Genomic DNA, 19,677 nt, shown 5'->3' with positions numbered 1-19,677 from the left:
GCGATTTTATCAAACGGACCACCTTTCATGGCAGTCGTACATAAAACAGTCTTGATCAATTACAGCGCGGAGCAGATGTTCAAGCTGGTCGACCGCGTCGAAGACTATCCCGAATTCCTGCCCTGGTGCGGTGGCGTCGACGTCGAAGAGCGCCACGGCGACAAGCTCAAGGCCAAGCTCAAGATCAATTATCACGGCCTCAAGCAATCCTTCACCACCGAGAACACCAATGTGCCTCCAAGCAACATGACCATGCATCTGGTGGAAGGGCCGTTCAAGCATTTCGAAGCGCGCTGGAACTTCAAGGTCTTACGCGACGACGCCTGCAAGATCGAGTTTGACATGCAATACGAGTTTTCCAGTCGCATCCTGGAGTCGGTGATCGGCCCGGTATTCAGCATGATCGCCAACAGTTTCGTCGACTCTTTCTGCAAACGTGCAGAACAGATATATGGCTGAGGCGCAGCAATTGCAAGCCGGACAGTTGCAGGTCGAGATCTGTTACGCCGCGCCGGATCTGTGCATCCGCAAGCCGGTCAGCGTGCAGGCCGGCACGACCGTGCAGCAGGCCATCATGCAAAGCGGCGTATTGCGCGAGTGTACAGCAATCGACCTGACCGTCTGCCGCGTCGGCATCTACGGCAAGCTCAAGACGCTGGACACCGTGCTGCGCGACAATGACCGTATTGAAATCTATCGTCCGCTGATTGCCGATCCCAAGGATTCGCGCCGGCGCCGCGTCGTGAAAAAAGGCGGGAAGGGTGCTTAACCCGCGCGTTCCTGCTTGCCTGTGGCAATGTTAAGGCAACGGTGCGGCAAATAAGCTGCACATTTCACGGAAAAATCAAGGTCGACGCGACGGGCACAAAAGTTTTCTGTATAATTCGCTTTTGCGCCTATAGGAAATGCTATGCGTCTTCTCCAAAAAGCACTCACGTTCGATGACGTGCTCCTCGTCCCGGCCTACTCGGACATCCTTCCCAAAGATACTTCCCTTGCTACGCGTCTGACACGCAACATCCGCCTGAATATTCCGCTGGTTTCCGCGGCAATGGATACCGTGACCGAAGCGCGCCTGGCGATTGCCATCGCGCAGGAGGGCGGCATCGGAATCGTCCACAAGAACCTGACGCCCAAGGAGCAGGCGCGCGAAGTCGCCAAGGTGAAGCGTTTCGAATCCGGCGTGGTGCGCGATCCGATCACCATCCCGCCGACCATGAAGATCCGTGAAGTGATCGCGCTTTCGGAACAGCACGGCATCAGCGGTTTCCCGGTCGTCGAAGGCAGCAGCCTGGTAGGCGTGATCACCAACCGCGACCTGCGCTTCGAGGAAGACCTCGACGCCGAAGTACGGGCCAAGATGACCCCGCGCGAGAAACTGGTCTACGTCAAGGACGGTGCCGATCCGGAAGAAGCCAAGCGCCTGATGAACAAACATCGCCTCGAACGCGTGATGGTCGTCAACGACAAGTTCGAGTTGCGCGGCCTGATCACCGTCAAGGACATCCAGAAATCCACCGCCCATCCGTTCGCCAGCAAAGACGGCCAAGGCAAGCTGCGCGTCGGCGCGGCCGTCGGTGTTGGTCCCGACAATGACGAACGCATCGAATTGCTGGTCGCCGCTGGCGTCGACGTCCTGGTCGTCGATACCGCCCACGGCCATTCCGCCGGCGTCCTCAATCGCGTCAAATGGGTCAAGACCCGCTACCCGCACGTTGAAGTGATCGGCGGCAACATCGCCACCGGCGCGGCCGCCAAGGCATTGGTCGAGCATGGCGCCGACGCGGTCAAGGTAGGCATCGGCCCCGGCTCGATCTGCACCACCCGTATCGTCGCCGGCGTCGGCGTGCCGCAGATATCCGCCATCGCCAATGTGGCGAAAGCGCTGGAAGGCACCGGCGTGCCGGTCATCGCCGACGGTGGTATCCGCTTCTCGGGCGATGTCTCCAAGGCACTGGCCGCAGGCGCTTCCAGCGTCATGATGGGCAGCATGTTCGCCGGCACTGAAGAAGCGCCGGGAGAAGTGATCCTGTTCCAGGGCCGCAGCTACAAATCGTATCGCGGCATGGGCAGTCTCGGCGCCATGACCGACGGTTCGGCCGACCGCTACTTCCAGGACGGCGAAAACAACGCCGACAAGCTGGTCCCGGAAGGCATCGAAGGCCGCGTCGCCTACAAGGGCAGCGTTGTGGCGATCCTGTATCAACTGGTGGGCGGCGTGCGTTCCTCGATGGGGTATTGCGGTTGCGCCACCATCGATGAATTCCGCGAAAGAGCCGAGTTCGTCGAGATCACCTCGGCAGGCATGCGCGAGTCGCATGTCCACGACGTCCAGATCACCAAGGAAGCCCCTAACTACCGCGCCGACTAAGCAAGGTGACGATAGTGACAAAAGGCCGCGCTCCTTTTCGGGTTGCGGCCTTTTGACTTATTTTCGCCGCCGGAACATTTTCAAACTTGCCTATCATCACATCCATGCACTCTAAAATTCTGATCATCGATTTCGGTTCCCAGGTCACCCAACTGATCGCTCGTCGCGTGCGTGAAGCCGGCGTGTTTTCCGAAGTCTTTCCCTACGACGTCAGCGACGAGTTCGTTCGCAACTACGGTGCGTCCGGCGTGATTCTTTCGGGCGGTCCGAACAGCGTGACGGAGGGCGACACGCCGCGTGCGCCGCAAGCGGTGTTCGAGCTGGGGGTGCCGGTCCTCGGTATTTGTTACGGCATGCAGACCATGGCCGAGCAACTGGGCGGCAAGGTTGAAAACGGCAAGCTGCGCGAATTCGGTTACGCCGAAGTGCGCGCCCACGGCCATACCGCTTTGCTCAAAGATATCGCCGACTTCACCACAGCCGAAGGCCACGGCATGCTCAAGGTCTGGATGAGCCACGGCGACAAGGTCAACGAAATGCCGCACGGCTTCAAGCTGATGGCATCCACCGGCAACTGCCCGATTGCCGGCATGGCCGATGAAGAGCGTCGTTTCTACGCGCTGCAGTTCCACCCGGAAGTCACGCACACGTTGCAAGGCAAGGCATTGCTGAGCCGTTTCGTGCTCGACATCTGCGGTTGCAAGTCGGACTGGAACATGCCCGACTACATCGCCGAAGCGGTCGAATCGATCCGCAAGCAGGTCGGCAGCGACGAAGTCATTCTCGGCCTGTCCGGCGGCGTCGACAGCAGCGTGGCTGCCGCGTTGATCCACCGCGCCATCGGCGACCAGTTGACCTGCGTGTTCGTCGACCACGGCTTGCTGCGTCTGGATGAGGGCAAGATGGTCATGGAGATGTTCGGCAAGAACCTCGGCGTCAAGGTGATCCACGTCGACGCCACCGACCAGTTCATGGGCCATCTGGCCGGCGTGACCGACCCTGAAGCCAAGCGCAAGATCATCGGTCGTGAATTCGTCGAAGTGTTCCAGGTTGAATCGGGCAAGTTGAAGAGCGCCAAATGGTTGGCGCAGGGTACGATTTATCCTGACGTCATCGAGAGTGCAGGCAAGGGCAAGAAGGCCGCCCATACCATCAAGAGCCATCACAACGTCGGCGGCTTGCCCGAAACGCTGAACCTGAAATTGCTGGAACCGCTGCGCGAACTGTTCAAGGACGAAGTGCGCGAACTGGGCGTGGCGCTCGGCCTGCCGCACGAAATGGTGTACCGCCATCCGTTCCCGGGCCCGGGCCTGGGCGTGCGCATCCTCGGCGAAGTGAAGAAAGAATTCGCCGACCTGCTACGCCGCGCCGATGCGATCTTCATCGAAGAACTGCGCAACACCAAGGACGCCGATGGCCAAAGCTGGTACGAAAAGACCAGCCAGGCCTTTGCCGTGTTCCTGCCGGTCAAGTCGGTCGGCGTGATGGGCGACGGACGCACCTACGAATATGTGGTGGCCTTGCGCGCAGTGCAGACTCAGGACTTCATGACTGCACACTGGGCGCATTTGCCGCACGAACTGCTGGGCCATGTGTCCAATCGCATCATCAACGAAGTGCGCGGCATCAACCGCGTGGTCTACGACATTTCGGGCAAGCCGCCTGCGACGATCGAGTGGGAATGAAATTCCTCGCGGAGATATTGTTCGCTAGTTGATTGACTAGAACTCATTTCATAAATAGGCGTGATAAGAAATGAGTTCTATTAAAGCCCTGTTTTTACAGGGCTTTATATTCTGGGCGCCAGCGTGGCTACGAGTGATAGCGGCCACATCATTTTTTAGCACCATTTTTAGACTTCCCCCATGGAAATTAAAGTCAACTTTCTCGATAAGCTGCGTCTTGAAGCGAAGTTCGATGACTTCACGGTGGTGGCCGACCAGCCTATCCGTTATAAGGGCGATGGCTCGGCGCCTGGCCCCTTCGATTATTTTCTGGCCTCATCGGCCTTGTGTGCGGCTTACTTCGTGAAGTTGTACTGCAACACTCGCAACATTCCTACCGAAAATATCCGCCTGTCCCAGAACAATATTGTTGATCCGGAAAACCGCTACCAGCAAATTTTCAAGATTCAGGTTGAGCTACCGGCTGATATTCAGGAAGCAGACCGCCGGGGAATATTGCGTTCCATCGAACGTTGTACGGTGAAAAAGGTAGTGCAAGCCGGGCCTGAGTTTGTCATTGAAGAGGTGGAGAACCTGGATGCCGATGCTCAGTCGCTGCTGGCGTTGAAGCCGGCTTCCGACGCCAGCACCTATATTGCGGGCAAGGATCTGCCGCTGGAGCAGACCATCGCCAATATGTCGGGTGTTTTGGCTGGCTTGGGCATCAAGATTGAAATCGCGTCGTGGCGCAATATCATTCCCAATGTATGGTCCTTGCATATCCGCGATGCGCACTCGCCGATGTGTTTTACCAATGGCAAGGGCGCGACCAAGGAAAGCGCGTTGGCATCGGCCTTGGGCGAGTATATCGAACGGCTCAACAACAACCATTTCTACGCCGGTGCGTTTTGGGGCGAAGACATCGCCAATGCGGCGTTTGTGCATTACCCGAGCGAGCGCTGGTTCAAGCCTGGCCGCAAAGATGCGCTGCCCGCTGAAATTCTCGATGAGTACTGCTTGCAAATCTACAATCCCGATGGCGAGTTACGTGGCTCGCATCTGGTCGACACCAACTCCGGCAATGTAGAGCGCGGCATTTGTTCGCTGCCGTATGTGCGGCAGTCGGACGGCGAAGTGGTGTATTTCCCGTCCAACCTGATCGAAAACCTGTTCGTCAGCAATGGCATGAGTGCCGGTAATACGCTGGCTGAGGCGCAGGTGCAATGCCTGTCCGAAATTTTCGAACGGGCAGTAAAGCGCGAAATCCTGGAAGGTGAAATCGCATTACCTGATGTGCCGCAGGAAGTGCTGGCGAAATATCCCGGCATCCTGGCCGGGATTCAGGCATTGGAAGAGCAGGGCTTTCCGGTGCTGGTGAAGGATGCATCCCTGGGTGGGACCTACCCGGTGATGTGCGTCACCTTGATGAACCCGCGCACAGGCGGTGTCTTTGCCTCGTTCGGGGCGCACCCAAGCTTCGAGGTGGCGCTGGAACGCAGTCTCACGGAATTACTGCAGGGGCGCAGTTTTGAAGGTCTGAACGATTTGCCTCGGCCTACCTTTGCAAGTGAAGCCGTGACTGAGCCAAATAACTTCGTCGAACACTTTATCGATTCCAGCGGTATCGTGTCGTGGCGCTTTTTCAGCGCCAAAGCGAATGTCGAGTTTGTCGAGTGGGATTTTTCCGGCCGAGGGCAGAATGACAAAATGCACTCCAATGCCGAGGAAGCCGCCACCTTGTTCGCCATTCTCGAAAACATGGGAAAAGAGGTGTACACAGCGGTATATGACCAGTTGGGTGCCGTAGCCTGCCGGATTTTGGTGCCCGGCTATTCGGAAGTTTACCCGGTAGAGGATTTGATCTGGGACAACACAAACAAGGCGCTATTGTTCCGCGCCGATATCTTGAACTTGCATGGTTTGGACGATGCCGGCCTGGCTGCACTGCTGGAGCGGTTGGATAGCAATGAGTTGGATGAGTACTCCGATATCGCCACTTTGATCGGCATCGAATTTGACGAGAATACGGAGTGGGGGCAGCTAACGGTTCTCGAGTTGAAGCTGCTGATTCATCTCGCCTTGCAGCAGTTTGAGGCGGCGCAAGAGCTGGTGGGAGCTTTCCTGCAGTACAACGACAACACGGTCGAGCGCGGATTGTTTTACCAGGCCTTGAATGTGGTGCTGGAGGTGCTGCTCGATGACGACCTGGAACTGGACGACTACGCAGTCAACTTCCGTCGGATGTTCGGTAACGCTCGGATGGACGCGGTAATGGGGTCAGTGGACGGCAGCGTGCGCTTCTTCGGGTTAACGCCAACGAGTATGAAACTGGAGGGCCTCGACAGGCACCGCCGCCTGATCGACAGCTACAAAAAATTGCATAGGGCGCGAGCCAACGTGGCGGCTACAGCCGGTTAGGGTGACGCGTCATGGCTGGATGCCATGATGTCGTTTAACTTTCGCCACAAACGCATGTTCGATACCAGGGCTACTATCTGTGCCGGTGTGCGTCAGTGTTGATGCCGCCAACCGGAAGGTCAACCGGAATGGATGGCGCCTGTGATGGTGTACGAGCTACTGTGCCAGACTGGCACTTACTGGCTGAGGAAACGGTTCTAAAGTGATATCAAGATCGACACCATTGATCAGTCACGGTATCTGTGTGCAGCAACTTGCAAGAGGTGCTCGTTGGCTTCAACGATCAGTAGTCGCGCCCCAGGCATGCAGTTCATGGAGATCCGAAATGCATGGATCAAGCTATAACGTTAAAGCTTCAGTAGCTTGGCTTGCAGTAACTGCACGAAGCGTGCGAGCTCTGTAGAGTCCATGTCGGAAACCACCCAGAACTGCATGCGTGCATCGCTCCAATGGCTGAGATTGAAGCCTTTAATTTGAGTGTTTTGGATGGCGCTTTGGCTTTCTGATGGCCAGACGAACAAGTTGATCACATGCCCGTGTCGCCCGTAGACCAGAGTGGCGATAGAGTTTTTATCGATGTGTTCAACCCGGCCGCCCAACAGAGGGAAGTCGTCTGCTGCCAAGTCCAGCACCGGGGGAGCATAGTCCAGTTTGCCTTGAAACCAAGGTTTGACAGTATGGCGGTCGCTGGACTGAACTTGAAGCAGGGGGCCAACCCGGAGTGAGCGGACATGGTCGGCGACCAGTTCTTCGTCGATTGAGTTCAGCAAGCTCAGTGGCGGTATACGGGGGGTGAGTAACAAAGTGAGGGCGACTCCGAACAGGAAACTGATGGCCAGGTTGCGCCATCCAATGAGGTCGATGGCCCAGCTCTTGCCCAACCGGATCTTGGGGCGAATAGATTTCGGGGCCTTGTTCTTTGAGGCCGGGTCAGGTTGTCCGGCGGAGGCCAGCAGCAGTTGAGTGCGAAATTTGGCGCGTAACTGATCGTCCATCTTGTAGCGGGTGGCTTGTTGTTGAATCAGTGCGGAGAGTTCTTCGTCTTGCTTGTCCTTCATCTCAGTTTCCTTCTTCAGTGCTCAGCAGCAACACCTTGAGGCGTGCTCTTGCGCGCGACAGGCGTGACATCACCGTGCCGATTGGTAGTTCCGCGATTTGGGCGATTTCGGCATATTCCAAGCCTTCTAGCTCTCTCAGCACGATGATCTCCCTTAATTTGGTGGGCAAGGCTTGCAATGCCTGGTTGACTCGACCCACTTCTTGTTTTTGGTGGATCAACGTTGCTGGGTCGGGCGAATGTTGTCCATCTTGGTGATGTAAGCTCTCCAGTACGTCGTCGTCAAATCCGGTGATTTCCAGATGACCATTTTGCTGTTGCAGATGGGTATAGCAGGCATTGCGAACAATGCCCAAAAACCAGGGGCGGGCATCGTCTCCCTGCAAGTTGCCGAGAAAGCGGAAGGCTTTCAATGAGGCCTCTTGCAACACGTCGCCGGCGGCGACTTCATCGTGCAGCAACCAGCGTGCCAGGTTATATCCGGCGTCCAGCCAAGGCAGGATGAGGGTTTCAAAGTTGCGGGTTGATGGCTTCATGAAGTCAGGATTCAAGGGGCTTTGCTGGCGGGCTTTGGTATGGGCTCGATGTGGATGGGGGGGACGCTTTTGAGGTAGACCGCCATGGCGCGAAGGTCAGCATCGCTGAGTTTGGACGTCCCTCGAACGACAGCCTTCATACCGGAGCCAACCAGGTCGGAGTCGGGTGTCATGCCTGTTTTGAGCAGATTCTGGATGTCCGCGACGGACCAGCCTCCGATGCCTGTGCTTACATCAGAGGTGATGTTGGGCGCATTCTGCCCATCAGGGCCGCCGACATTGCCTGAGAAGGCCAATGATGTTTTCAGTCCACCCATGACATTGCGAGGTGTGTGGCATTCCTCGCAATGCGCCACCGCATGAACCAGGTAGTTGCCACGGCTCCACGCGGCATCTCGAACCGGCGGTGCTTTTTTCAGATCTGAGTCGAAGAACAGGGTGCGCCAAAAAAACAGCAAAGGACGCCAGTTGAAGGGCGGCTTAACCTCGTGCGGTTTGTTGGGGGCTGGTACGGCAGGCAGAGTCATCATGTAGGCGTAGAGATCGGCTATATCACTATCGCTGAGCTTGGAAAAAGAGGGGTACGGAAACACGGGAAACAGGTATTCGCCTTGTTTGCCAACGCCTTCGCGCAAAGCGCGTTTAAAGTCAGCTTCGCTCCAGTTGCCTATGCCGAAACGTTTGTCGGGTGTGATGTTGGGCACTCTAAATGTACCAAAAGGTGTATCGAGACTCAAGCCGCCAGACGGCAGCGATGAACTACCGTTGCCCGCGTGACAGCCGATGCAGTCGGCCGCGTTGTAAATGTATTTGCCATTGGTGATGTTGGCCCCCGCGTTGGCAGCCGGGGCGATGCTTACGGCGCAAACCAACCCGATCATCCAAAGCCAAGGCTTTGATTGTTGTGCGTTTGTCATGGATGTGATTCCTTGTGCCAACGGGGGAGTCTTAGGCCAACGAACGACGGTTAGGTTTGGATTCCCCTGCATGCTCGGTAATGGTGCTATAGCCCAAACCCTTGAATGGATGTGCCGCATCCCAGGCGACGGGGGTCCGCTTGGGCTGGCTGCCAGCCAAGGGGAAGGGGAAGATCAGTGATTCCGCGGCGTGGTGGGCGATGCGCCCCGTCATCTGGTGGTGTTCTTGGTGGATGTGACCAAAAAACACGGTTGTGTTTTGATATGGGGTCAGGATGTCAATCGCTTTGGCGCCATCTTTGGTGGCCCAGTCCCAAGCCGGGTACATGTCAAACAATGGGCGATGCGCAAAGACCACCACGGGGGCGGTTTTGTCGAGCCGAGCCAGGTCGGCATGCAACCACTCCAGTTGCTGTTCGCCAATCAGGCCGTTAGGGTCAGACACATTGTCGAGCGCGACAAAATGAACGCCTTTATGCTTGAAGCTGTAGTGCCCCGTGCCAAAGACATGCTGGTACATTTCACCGTTGTCGAGTCCGGCGTCGTTCTCACCCGGGATGAAGCGAACATCTTTGACCTTGAGTTCGCTGACGATGGCTTTGAATTCGGTCATGCGGCGTTGACGCTCTTTTTCATCGGCAGCGGCGTGGGTCAGGTCGCCGGTGAACATGATGAAGTCGGGCTGGCGCTCGAGGCTGTTGACAGCTGCCACCGCTTTGCGAAGCGTGTTCTTGGCTTCTGGGTTGGGTGGTCCCTCAAAACCCCAATGGGTGTCTGTCATCTGGACAAAGAAGAAGTCTTCTCCAGCGGCTGCCTGGGCGCTTCCCCAAGGCCCCAGGCCCGAGGCTAAAACAGCGCCGCCCACGCCAGCAAGTTTGAGGAAATCGCGACGGTCAAAGGGTTGATTCATCATTTGTATGGCTCCAGAGTTGGGCATCGAAGGTCGACGCCTTATAGAAGCAATACCCTGATGACTTCGTTTTTATTCCAATCAACCGACTTTGTTACATATGTCCGCAGGAAAACGGGCTTCCTTTTAGTGATGTGACGGCCAGATCGCGAATTACAAAACGCAGCGAGCATGTGTCGGGTATATCGCCGCGCTCCTGAGACGGCGCAGCCGGAAATCAGTTTTGCCGGGCAACTTCCGTATGCGGCGGCAGTTGATAGCTCCAGGTCTCGCTCAGCGCTTTTCCATTTCGCACCAACGCCGCGCGCATTTCCACCGGCTTGCGGGGATCTTTCACTTTCACGCGCAGCGTCAGGCGCCAGCCCTGGATCGCCGAGTTGGGCTGCACGGAACTGCTGAGCAACTCGGCATTGTCGTCAACGCTGATTTGAGCGCTCACGCCGGCGTCGTGAGGCAGTCTGGCCAGCGTCGGGCCTTCAAAATCGATCAGCAACGCGGTGCTGCCATCCAGTTGGCGAATCAGGTTGGCTTGCGTGAACTCCCCGGCGGTATGGAAGGTTTGCCTGACCCAGGCGACTTCCTTGCCGAGCAGGGCGGGTTCGTTCATGGTCCAGTGCATGCGATAGGCGAATTCCAGCGGGCTGCCTTTGGGAGGCAGTGCATCTGGCCGCCAGAAGGCCACGATATTGTCGTTGGTCTCATCCGGCGAGGGAATCTCCACCAGCTCCACCGATCCTTTTCCCCAGTCGCCTTTCGGCTCGATCCAGGCGCTCGGACGCAGGTCGTAACGATCCTTGAGGTCTTCAAAGCGTGAAAATTCGCGGCCGCGCTGCAGCAGTCCGAAACCTTTGGGATTGTCTATCCGAAAGGCGCTTACCGCCAGGCTTTGCGGGTTGTTGAGCGGTCGCCACAGCCACTCGCCATTGCCGGCATGAATGGCCAGCCCGTTGGAGTCATGGAGGGCGGGGCGGTAGTTGCGCCGGTCCGATTGCTGGTTGGGGCCGAATAGGAACATGCTGGTCAGCGGCGCGATGCCCAGCGTGTTGACGCTGTTGCGCAGGAATATCCTGGCCTGCACATCGACCATCGCATCTTCGCCGGGACGCAGGGTGAACTGATAGGCGCCGGTCGCGCGCGGAGAATCGAGCAGGGCGAAGATGACCAGTTGTTCGTCCTTCGGTGCCGGCCGCCTGATCCAGAATTCGCGAAAGTTGGGGAATTCTTCGCCGCTAGCCACGGCGGTGTCGATCGCCAGGGCGCGTGCCGACAAGCCGTAGACCTGGTTTTTGCCGATTACCCGGAAATAACTGGCGCCCAGGACGCTCATGATTTCGTCTTCCTTGTCTTTCCTGTTGACCGGATACAATACGCGGAAACCGGCATAGCCCAGTTTGGCGGTGGCGTTCTTGTCAAATGCCAGGCTGCCGAAATCGAAGCGCTCCGGATCGTATCTGATCTCATCGATTTGCGCGCCGTGGATTTCGTTGATCTTCACCGGCGTATTGAACTGCATGCCTTGGTGGTAAAACGCCAGCTTGAATGGCGTGGCAAGATTGCGCCATTCGAACTTCTCCGGCCGCGGCTGGATCTGCTGGTAATCGGCGAACTGCATCTGGCTGAAGACGGGCGGCAGATTGCTGGCCGGCGCAACATAAGCTTGTTCCATCAGCGCCTTCGCTCTGGCGGTCACATCTTCCAACGAAAATGCCTGCGCCTGCAAGGCGCAGAGCAGCAGGGAGGCGGGTGCCAGGCATCGCAGGGCGGATTTCGTTTTTTGACGCACGGATATTTTTGCAGCGGTGAAGATCACGAATCTCTCCAGGAAAACGAGATAGGAATAGGGGTGGTTTGCGCGCCTGTCATGGCGGAATCGCGGAGGCGTTATTGTTGCCGCTGGCAATATTTGCCATTAAGCTTTCGCGTTTCGACGTCACGACGAGTTTTTGCTCTCTGGCGGAAACCTTAAAGGGTATCACAGCAGGCAAAGGGGAGCAGGGAGCGGAAAGAGCGGAGGAAAGGCGTTAATTCTTCGCTTGCATGGCACAATGCGCATCGATTCGCCGTGCTTCTTGCATCGTCGGCGTCGACGGCGTTGATGCTCCCCGCATGCCCGCGTCTTTTTCAATCAAATCAATGGATAAACGGTGTCAATCGACTACGACAAGAAACAGGATGGCCTAAGTATTTTTCAGATTTTCCGCACGACCCGGACACGCAAGCGAATGGAGGTGTCGTATTTGCTGGCCGCGGCTGCATGGCTCGCCAGCCCTCTGGCGTTGGCCGACATGAATGTCGCGCTGCTGGACAACAAACCGGCTTTCATCGCCGATGTGATGCGCCAGATGACGCTCGACGAGAAGATCGGGCAATTGCGTCTGATTAGCATCGGTTCCGACATGCCTCAGCCGCAGCTTCTCAAGGAAATCGCCGCCGGCCGCATCGGTGGCACGTTCAACACGGTGACGCGCGCCGACAACCGTCCTTTGCAGGATGCCGCGGTCAAACGCAGCCGCCTGAAGATCCCGCTGTTTTTCGCCTATGACGTGGTGCACGGCCATCGCACCATTTTTCCGATCAGTCTGGCTCAGGCGTCGAGTTGGGACATGGACGCGGTCAGCCTGAGCGCGCGCACTTCCGCGATGGAAGCCAGCGCCGACGGCATCGACATGACGTTCGCGCCGATGGTCGACATCTCGCGCGACCCGCGCTGGGGCCGGACATCCGAAGGTTTCGGCGAAGATCCGTATCTCGTTTCCGAGATCGCCAGGACCGCCGTCCATGCGTATCAGGGCAAGTCGCTTGCCGCCGCCGACAGCGTGATGGCCAGCGTCAAGCATTTCGCGTTGTACGGCGCCGTCGAAGGCGGCCGCGACTACAACACCGTCGACATGAGCCCGATGCGCATGTACCAGGACTACTTGCCCCCTTACCGCGCTGCTGTCGACGCCGGAGCGGGCGGCGTGATGGTTGCACTGAATTCGATCAATGGCGTGCCGGCGACTTCCAACACCTGGCTGATGCAGGATCTGCTGCGCAAGGATTGGGGCTTCCGGGGCGTCACCATCAGCGATCACGGCGCCATCGCCGAACTGATCCGGCATGGCGTCGCGAAAGACGGCCGCGAGGCGGCCAGACTGGCGATCCGGGCCGGCATCGATATGAGCATGCATGACTCCCTTTATCTTCAGGAGTTGCCCGGACTCGTCAAGTCGGGCGAAGTGAAAGAGCCGGAGATCGACAACGCCGTGCGCGAAATCCTGGGCGCCAAATACGACATGGGCCTGTTCCACGATCCTTACCGCCGTATCGGCGCCGCCGCCGGCGATCCGCCCGACGTCAATGCCGAAAGCCGCCTGCATCGCGCCGCAGCACGGGATGTGGCACGCAGATCGATGGTCCTGCTGGAAAACAGCAAGCAGATACTGCCTCTGAAAAAGGCCGGCGTCATCGCTCTGGTCGGCCCGCTGGCCGATGCGCCGATCGACATCATGGGCAGTTGGTCGGCTGCCGGCGTCGCCAGACAGTCCGTCACGCTCTATCAGGGTATGCGCACAGCGTTGGGCGACAAGGCGCGGCTGGTGTACGCGCGCGGCGCCAACGTCACGGACAATCAGCACATCGTCGACTACCTGAATTACCTCAACTGGGATAAGCCGGAGATCACGCAGGACAAGCGCTCTCCGGAGGCCATGATCGCCGAAGCGGTCAAGGCCGCCGGGCAGGCCGACGTCATCGTCGCAGCAGTGGGCGAGGCGCGCGGCATGTCGCATGAATCCTCCAGCCGGACCAGCCTGGACATCCCGGCCAGCCAGCACGCCTTGCTGGCGGCGCTGAAGGCAACCGGCAAACCGCTGGTGCTGGTCCTGATGAACGGCCGGCCGCTGGCATTGAACTGGGAGCGGGAGAACGCCGATGCCATCCTGGAAACCTGGTTCAGCGGCACCGAGGGCGGGAATGCGATTGCGGACGTGCTCTTCGGCGACTACAACCCTTCCGGGAAACTGCCGATTTCCTTTCCGCGCTCGGTCGGGCAGATTCCGATTTACTACAATCATCTCAGGATCGGCAGGCCTTTCATCGAAGGAAAGCCGGGCAATTACACGTCGCAGTACTTCGAGGAGGCGAATGGCCCCTTGTATCCATTCGGCTACGGCTTGAGTTATACCGATTTCAGCCTCTCCGACGTGAAGTTGTCGACGCGCACGCTGGACCGCGACGGCAAGCTCGACGCCAGCGTGACGCTCAGGAACACCGGCCGGCGCGACGGCGCCACCGTGGTCCAGTTGTATGTGCAGGATGTCTCGGCGTCCGTGGTCCGGCCTGTCAAGGAATTGAAGGATTTCCGCAAAATCATGCTCAAGGCCGGCGAGGAGAAGGTCGTCCATTTCACCGTCGATGCCGAAAAGTTGAAGTTCTTCAACGCAGGATTGCAATACGTGGCCGAACCGGGCGAGTTCAATCTCCAGATCGGACTGGACTCGCGGACGGTGCGGCAGCAAAGCTTCGAATTGCGGTGAGGAAAACCGTCCGTTTCGCATATCGCGAACCGGGCGGCAAGCCGGAAACAGGCGTGGAGAGTGGTAATATGTCGGTACTTGATGGTTGCCGTCCGAATAGCGGCATTCCCGCTGCCCTCAATCCATTTTTGCGCCATCGGCATTCCAGATCACCGTGACTTACAGCATCAAAGAAATTTTTTACACCTTGCAGGGCGAGGGCACGCATGCCGGTCGTCCGGCGGTGTTTTGCCGTTTCAGCGGCTGCAACTTGTGGACCGGCCGCGAAGAAGACCGCGGCAAGGCGATTTGCCAGTTTTGCGATACCGATTTCGTCGGCACGGACGGCGAGGGCGGCGGCAAGTTCAAAACCAGCGACGAGCTGGCGCAAGCCATCGATCGCTTGTGGCCGGCGTCGTATGCCGCCAGCAAATACGTAGTGTTCACCGGTGGCGAACCTTTGCTGCAACTGGACGAGGCTCTGATCGCCAGCATGCATGCGGTCGGCTTCGAGATCGCCATCGAGACCAACGGCACTATCCCGGTGCCGCGCGGCGTCGACTGGATTTGCGTCAGTCCCAAGATGGGGGCCGAGCTGAAGGTCTTTAAAGGCAGCGAACTGAAGGTCGTGATTCCGCAGCAGGCCCAGGTGCTGGCCGATTACGAGACGCTGGATTTCCAGCATTTCCTGCTGCAGCCGATGGACGGGCCCGACTCCGCGCGCAATACCAGGCTGGCGATCGAACTGGTCAAGAATAACCCCAGGTGGAAGCTGAGCATCCAGACCCACAAGTTGCTGCAGATACCTTGAACGTGGCCGCTCTTGGCGACACATGAATGCTTGCCATCGTCGGCGGCCGGGGCCGCCCGGCTATGCGCTTGATGACAATCCGGTTCCACCTTTAAACTGTAGAGCACTTGTACCGACCTTATGCTGACCATTACCCGTAAACTCGAATTCGACGCCGGCCACCGCATCCCGGATCATAAAAGCCAGTGCCGCAACCTGCACGGCCATCGCTATACGCTGGAAATCACTCTGGTCGGCAAGGTCATCGAAGTCGAAGGCAGTTCCGACAACGGCATGATCATGGATTTCTCCGACATCAAGACCTTGGCAAAACAGCATCTGGTCGATGTCTGGGACCACGCTTTCCTCGTGTACGAAAAAGACCGGCCGGTACGCGATTTCCTGGCCAGCCTGCCGGACCACAAAACGGTCGTGATCGACCGTATCCCAACCGTGGAAAACCTGGCGCGCACGGCATTCGACATTCTCAATGCCGCCTACAAGGATGCCTATGGCACGGGCCTGCACCTGCAAAAGCTGGTGCTGCATGAAACGCCCAACTGCTGGGCGGAAATTACTGCGGACTGAAGCATTAACGGACAACGGACCATGACCGAAGCGATCCGGTTAACGCAGATGCACCAGCACATGCGCCTGGCCTTGGCGCAGGCACAGCATGCCCGGGAACTCGGCGAAGTGCCGGTCGGCGCGGTGGTGGTGAAAGACGGCGAAGTCATCTCGACCGGCTTCAACCAGCCGATCGGCAAGCACGACCCGACCGCGCACGCGGAGATCATGGCCCTGCGCGCGGCGGCCGAGATCCTCGGCAACTACCGCTTGCCCGGCTGCGAGCTGTATGTCACGCTGGAACCTTGCGTGATGTGCGCCGGCGCCATGATGCATGCTCGGTTGGCGCGCGTGGTGTACGGCGCCGCCGATCCCAAGACCGGCGCCTGCGGCTCGGTGGTCAACCTGTTCGAACAGGAGCAATTGAACCACCATACCGAGCTGGTCGGCGACGTGATGGCGGAAGCCTGCGGCCAGATGCTGAAGGATTTTTTTGCAGAGCGGCGCGAACAACTGAAACAGGAGCGATTGCAGCGCCAGGCGATCGCGCATGCATTCGCAAACGCGCATTCAACCGATGATGAAGCCAATGACTGACCTCGCCCCCGATATCCATATACCCGCCGGCACCTGCGTCGCCATCGTCGCTCCGGGCGGTTACGCTCCCGACGAAGCCGCCGTCGGCCGCGGCATTGCCTTGCTGGAAGCGCAGGGATGCAAGGTCAAAAGCTACTATGATCACGCCGCGCGCCACCAGCGTTTCGGCGCTACCGATGCCGGTCGCGCCGCGCACATCCAGGAAGCGGCAGCCGACCCCGAAGTGCAGATCGTCATTGCATTGCGCGGTTCCTATGGCATGTCGCGCATCTTGCCGGTGCTGAACTATCGTGCGTTGGCAGCCAGCGGCAAACTGTTCGTCGGTTACAGCGACATTACCGCCTTGCACCTTGCCCTGCTGACGCAAACCAGGGCCGCCGGTTTCGCTGGGCCCATGCTGTGCGGTGATTTCGGCGCCGAAACGCCCAGCGCGATGACCATGAACAGTTTCTGGCGCACCGTCACGCAGCCGACGCAGACGATCCGCGTTGCCGAGACCGGCAACCCGACGCTGAAGACTTCAGGCATGCTGTGGGGCGGCAACCTGGCGATGATCGTGCATTTGCTCGGCACGCCGTATTTCCCGGAAGTCGACGGCGGCATCCTGTTCGTCGAAGACGTCAACGAGCATCCCTACCGCGTCGAGCGCATGCTGCTGCAACTGGAGCATGCCGGCGTGCTGGGGCGGCAGAGGGCAGTGCTGCTGGGCGATTTTTCCAACTACCGCCTGTCGGACTACGACAACGGCTACAACTTCGAGCAGATGCTGGCGTATGCGCGCCAGCATCTGTCGGCGCCTCTCCTGACCGGCTTGCCGTTCGGCCATATCCCCGATCGCGTGACCTTGCCGGTCGGCGCGCATGCCGACTTGCAGTCGGACGACAAGGGGTTTGTGCTGGAACTGAGCGGCTATCCTACCTTGCGCGCTTCCCTATAAAGGCTTGATCTCGACCTTGATGCCGTCGTTCAGCACCGTGATCGTGCCGGGTTCAAAGTGTTTGCCGTTCATCTCCAGTTGTTCCGGCTTGAAGGTATAGATCGGGTAGTCCTTCAATATCTGTTCGGCGGCGGCGTTGCCGATAGCATTGATCTGTGCCGCGTATAGCGCCGGCACGCCGGCAATGTCGACTTTTTCCACTGCCGGCGAGTCCAGGCGCACAGCGCGCGAGGCGGCATCATATTTGAGCGCGCTACTCAGTGACAAGGTGCCGACCACCGGCTTGCTCATCAGCAATTTGTTGTCGATCCGGGCATCCACCACCGTGGTCAGCCGATTGGCTGCTTGGTCCAGCGTCAGGCGCGGATTGCTGAGGTTGACGTCGAACATTTCCATATAACGCAGCTTGCGCGGGAATTGCGTGGCGATCGCCGATTGCAGGTCCTGCTGCGGGAAGGTGTATTCATTGGTCCAGATGTTGTAGGCCGCCCAACTGGCGCCGGATGCGGCCAGCGCACCGCAGGCGAGGATGGCGGCGCCCAACAGGCCGCGCAGGCGTTTGCCGGGGAGTCGTGTTGTCGTTTTGATCATGGGTCTTGTCCGGTGATGGGAAGAACTGGTTGGAACTCGTCCCGGCGCAATAATTCCTGGGCATTTTTCCTGCTCAGAGTGCCGGCGCGCCGGACTTTGCCTGCAATGGTAAAATTACCGGTTTACACCCGGCTCGTCAGACTCGATTTCGGGCAACTTTGATACGTAAAGGCTTTTTTCAGTGTTATCCACGGCAAACATCACCATGCAGTTCGGCCCCAAGCCGCTGTTTGAAAACATCTCGGTCAAGTTCGGCGAAGGCAACCGCTACGGTCTGATCGGCGCCAACGGCTGCGGCAAGTCGACTTTCATGAAGATCCTCGGCGGCGACCTTGAGCCCTCGGCCGGCAATGTCAGCCTGGATGCCAATGAACGCCTGGGCAAGCTGCGCCAGGACCAGTTCGCCTATGAAGAAATGCGCGTGCTGGACGTGGTCATGATGGGCCATACCGAAATGTGGGCGGCGATGTCCGAACGCGACGCCATCTACGCCAATCCGGATGCCACCGACGACGACTACATGAAAGCGGCCGACCTGGAAGCCAAGTTCGCCGAATACGACGGTTATACCGCCGAAGCGCGCGCCGGCGAGCTGCTGCTGGGCGTGGGGGTAGCGATCGAACAGCATCAAGGCCCGATGAGCAATGTGGCGCCAGGCTGGAAACTGCGCGTTTTGCTGGCGCAGGCGCTGTTTTCCAATCCGGACATCCTCCTGCTCGACGAACCGACCAATAACCTTGACATCAACACCATCCGCTGGCTGGAAGACATGCTCAACGAGCGCAATTCCACCATGATCATCATTTCCCATGATCGTCACTTCCTGAACCAGGTCTGTACGCACATGGCCGACATGGACTACGGCACGCTCAAGATTTATCCGGGCAACTACGACGATTACATGCTGGCGTCCTCGCAGGCACGCGCGCAGCAATTGTCGGTCAATGCCAAGGCCAAGGAAAAGGTTGCGGAACTGCAAGACTTCGTGCGCCGCTTCTCGGCCAACAAATCCAAGGCGCGCCAGGCGACATCGCGCGCCAAGCAGATCGACAAGATCAAGGTCGAAGACATCAAACCATCGAGCCGCGCCAATCCTTTCGTGCGTTTCGACGGCGAGAAGAAGCTGCATCGCCTGGCCGTTGAGACACAAGGCATCAGCAAGACCTACGATCGTCCGATTTTCAAGAACTTCAGCATCATGGTCGAAGCAGGCGAGAAGATCGCCATCATCGGCGCCAACGGCGTCGGCAAAACCACGCTGCTGCGCTGCATCGGCGGCGACGTTGCCGGCCTGCATCCCGACAGCGGACTGGTCAAGTGGGCGGAAAACGCCAACGTCGGCTACATGCCGCAGGACCCGACCGAAGAATTCGCCAAGGGCGAGACGCTGACCGACTGGATGGGCCAATGGACCCAGGAAGGCGACGACGACCAAGCCGTGCGCTCGATTCTCGGCCGCCTGCTGTTTTCCGGCGACGACGTCAAGAAATCGGTCCAGGTACTGTCCGGCGGCGAAAAAGGGCGCATGATGTACGGCAAGCTGATGCTGGGCAGGCATAACGTCCTGCTGATGGACGAGCCGACCAACCATATGGATATGGAGTCGATCGAATCGCTCAATATCGCACTTGAAAAATACGCCGGCACACTGATCTTCGTGTCGCACGACCGTGAATTCGTTTCGTCGCTGGCGACGCGTATTCTGGAAGTGAAGGAAAACGAGATCATCGACTTCCACGGCAGCTACGAAGACTATCTGGCCAGCCAGGGCATCCAGTAATTTTTTTCAGGCGCGCGTTTTTATGCGTCTTTTTCGCTCGCTTTTT

Annotated in this window: 17 protein-coding genes; 11 read left to right on the top strand and 6 right to left on the bottom strand. The window is 58.3% G+C overall.

The window, feature by feature from the left end:
* Positions 1 to 27: 27 nt before the first annotated feature.
* From RV1423_RS13600 to RV1423_RS13580, 5 genes are all read left to right on the top strand, one after another.
* A complete protein-coding gene (locus tag RV1423_RS13600) occupies positions 28 to 459 on the top strand; it encodes a type II toxin-antitoxin system RatA family toxin (protein ID WP_034297396.1) in 432 nt (143 codons plus the stop codon).
* Positions 452 to 769: an RnfH family protein gene (locus tag RV1423_RS13595; RefSeq protein WP_034297394.1), complete on the top strand. Its 318-nt coding sequence runs from the start codon at positions 452 to 454 to the stop codon at positions 767 to 769. Before RV1423_RS13600 ends, RV1423_RS13595 begins: the two co-directional genes overlap by 8 nt.
* A gap of 141 nt (positions 770 to 910) precedes the next feature.
* The gene (gene guaB, locus RV1423_RS13590) at positions 911 to 2,371 is read left to right on the top strand and encodes an IMP dehydrogenase (RefSeq protein ID WP_034297391.1); all 1,461 of its coding nucleotides are present in this window, start codon (positions 911 to 913) and stop codon (positions 2,369 to 2,371) included.
* A 104-nt stretch (positions 2,372 to 2,475) separates the two neighbouring features.
* A complete protein-coding gene (gene guaA / locus RV1423_RS13585) occupies positions 2,476 to 4,056 on the top strand; it encodes a glutamine-hydrolyzing GMP synthase (protein WP_034297387.1) in 1,581 nt (526 codons plus the stop codon).
* A 180-nt stretch (positions 4,057 to 4,236) separates the two neighbouring features.
* A complete protein-coding gene (locus RV1423_RS13580; protein WP_034297385.1) occupies positions 4,237 to 6,453 on the top strand; it encodes an OsmC domain/YcaO domain-containing protein in 2,217 nt (738 codons plus the stop codon).
* 347 nt (positions 6,454 to 6,800) lie between these two features.
* On the opposite strand, the gene RV1423_RS28560 is transcribed toward RV1423_RS13580, so the two are convergent.
* From RV1423_RS28560 to RV1423_RS13555, 5 genes are all read right to left on the bottom strand, one after another.
* A complete protein-coding gene (locus RV1423_RS28560) occupies positions 6,801 to 7,511 on the bottom strand; it encodes an anti-sigma factor (protein WP_051516677.1) in 711 nt (236 codons plus the stop codon).
* A 1-nt stretch (position 7,512) separates the two neighbouring features.
* A complete protein-coding gene (locus RV1423_RS13570) occupies positions 7,513 to 8,061 on the bottom strand; it encodes a sigma-70 family RNA polymerase sigma factor (RefSeq protein ID WP_051516676.1) in 549 nt (182 codons plus the stop codon).
* On the bottom strand, positions 8,058 to 8,963 hold the full coding sequence (locus RV1423_RS13565; protein WP_051516675.1) for a cytochrome c: 906 nt from the start codon (positions 8,961 to 8,963) through the stop codon (positions 8,058 to 8,060). The genes RV1423_RS13570 and RV1423_RS13565 overlap by 4 nt, the downstream gene beginning before the upstream one ends.
* Positions 8,964 to 8,994: 31 nt before the next feature.
* The gene (locus RV1423_RS13560; RefSeq protein ID WP_231502277.1) at positions 8,995 to 9,876 is read right to left on the bottom strand and encodes a metallophosphoesterase; all 882 of its coding nucleotides are present in this window, start codon (positions 9,874 to 9,876) and stop codon (positions 8,995 to 8,997) included.
* Positions 9,877 to 10,090: 214 nt separating this feature from the next.
* A complete protein-coding gene (locus RV1423_RS13555; RefSeq protein ID WP_231502283.1) occupies positions 10,091 to 11,656 on the bottom strand; it encodes a glucan biosynthesis protein G in 1,566 nt (521 codons plus the stop codon).
* Positions 11,657 to 12,095: 439 nt separating this feature from the next.
* Between RV1423_RS13555 and bglX the strand changes: the two genes are divergently transcribed.
* The 5 genes from bglX (at position 12,096) to ldcA (ending at position 17,260) form a co-directional block, all read left to right on the top strand.
* Positions 12,096 to 14,390, top strand: a complete 2,295-nt coding sequence (bglX, locus tag RV1423_RS13550) for a beta-glucosidase BglX (protein ID WP_034297382.1) — start codon at positions 12,096 to 12,098, stop codon at positions 14,388 to 14,390.
* Positions 14,391 to 14,544: 154 nt separating this feature from the next.
* On the top strand, positions 14,545 to 15,180 hold the full coding sequence (queE, locus tag RV1423_RS13545; protein ID WP_034297380.1) for a 7-carboxy-7-deazaguanine synthase: 636 nt from the start codon (positions 14,545 to 14,547) through the stop codon (positions 15,178 to 15,180).
* Positions 15,181 to 15,300: 120 nt separating this feature from the next.
* Positions 15,301 to 15,747: a 6-carboxytetrahydropterin synthase QueD gene (queD, locus tag RV1423_RS13540; protein ID WP_034297377.1), complete on the top strand. Its 447-nt coding sequence runs from the start codon at positions 15,301 to 15,303 to the stop codon at positions 15,745 to 15,747.
* A 21-nt stretch (positions 15,748 to 15,768) separates the two neighbouring features.
* Positions 15,769 to 16,323 carry a tRNA adenosine(34) deaminase TadA gene (tadA, locus tag RV1423_RS13535; RefSeq protein WP_034297375.1) on the top strand — a complete coding sequence of 185 codons (555 nt, stop codon included), beginning with the start codon at positions 15,769 to 15,771 and terminating at the stop codon, positions 16,321 to 16,323.
* Complete coding sequence (ldcA, locus tag RV1423_RS13530) at positions 16,316 to 17,260, top strand: muramoyltetrapeptide carboxypeptidase (RefSeq protein WP_034297373.1); 945 nt, start codon at positions 16,316 to 16,318, stop codon at positions 17,258 to 17,260. Before tadA ends, ldcA begins: the two co-directional genes overlap by 8 nt.
* Here ldcA and RV1423_RS13525 read toward each other — a convergent pair.
* Positions 17,255 to 17,851, bottom strand: coding sequence for a DUF1439 domain-containing protein (locus tag RV1423_RS13525; RefSeq protein WP_081768820.1), 597 nt, complete (start codon positions 17,849 to 17,851; stop codon positions 17,255 to 17,257). The two genes, ldcA and RV1423_RS13525, sit on opposite strands and share 6 nt — an antisense overlap.
* Before the next feature lie 181 nt (positions 17,852 to 18,032).
* Here RV1423_RS13525 and RV1423_RS13520 point away from each other — a divergent pair, with 181 nt between their 5' ends.
* Positions 18,033 to 19,631, top strand: coding sequence for an ABC-F family ATPase (locus RV1423_RS13520; RefSeq protein ID WP_081768819.1), 1,599 nt, complete (start codon positions 18,033 to 18,035; stop codon positions 19,629 to 19,631).
* Positions 19,632 to 19,677 lie beyond the last annotated feature (46 nt).

The organism is Herbaspirillum sp. RV1423, assembly GCF_000577615.1.
Lineage (GTDB): Bacteria > Pseudomonadota > Gammaproteobacteria > Burkholderiales > Burkholderiaceae_D > Herbaspirillum.
Note: the sequence above shows the minus strand (reverse complement) of the source record. Positions and strands in the feature narration are given on the sequence as shown.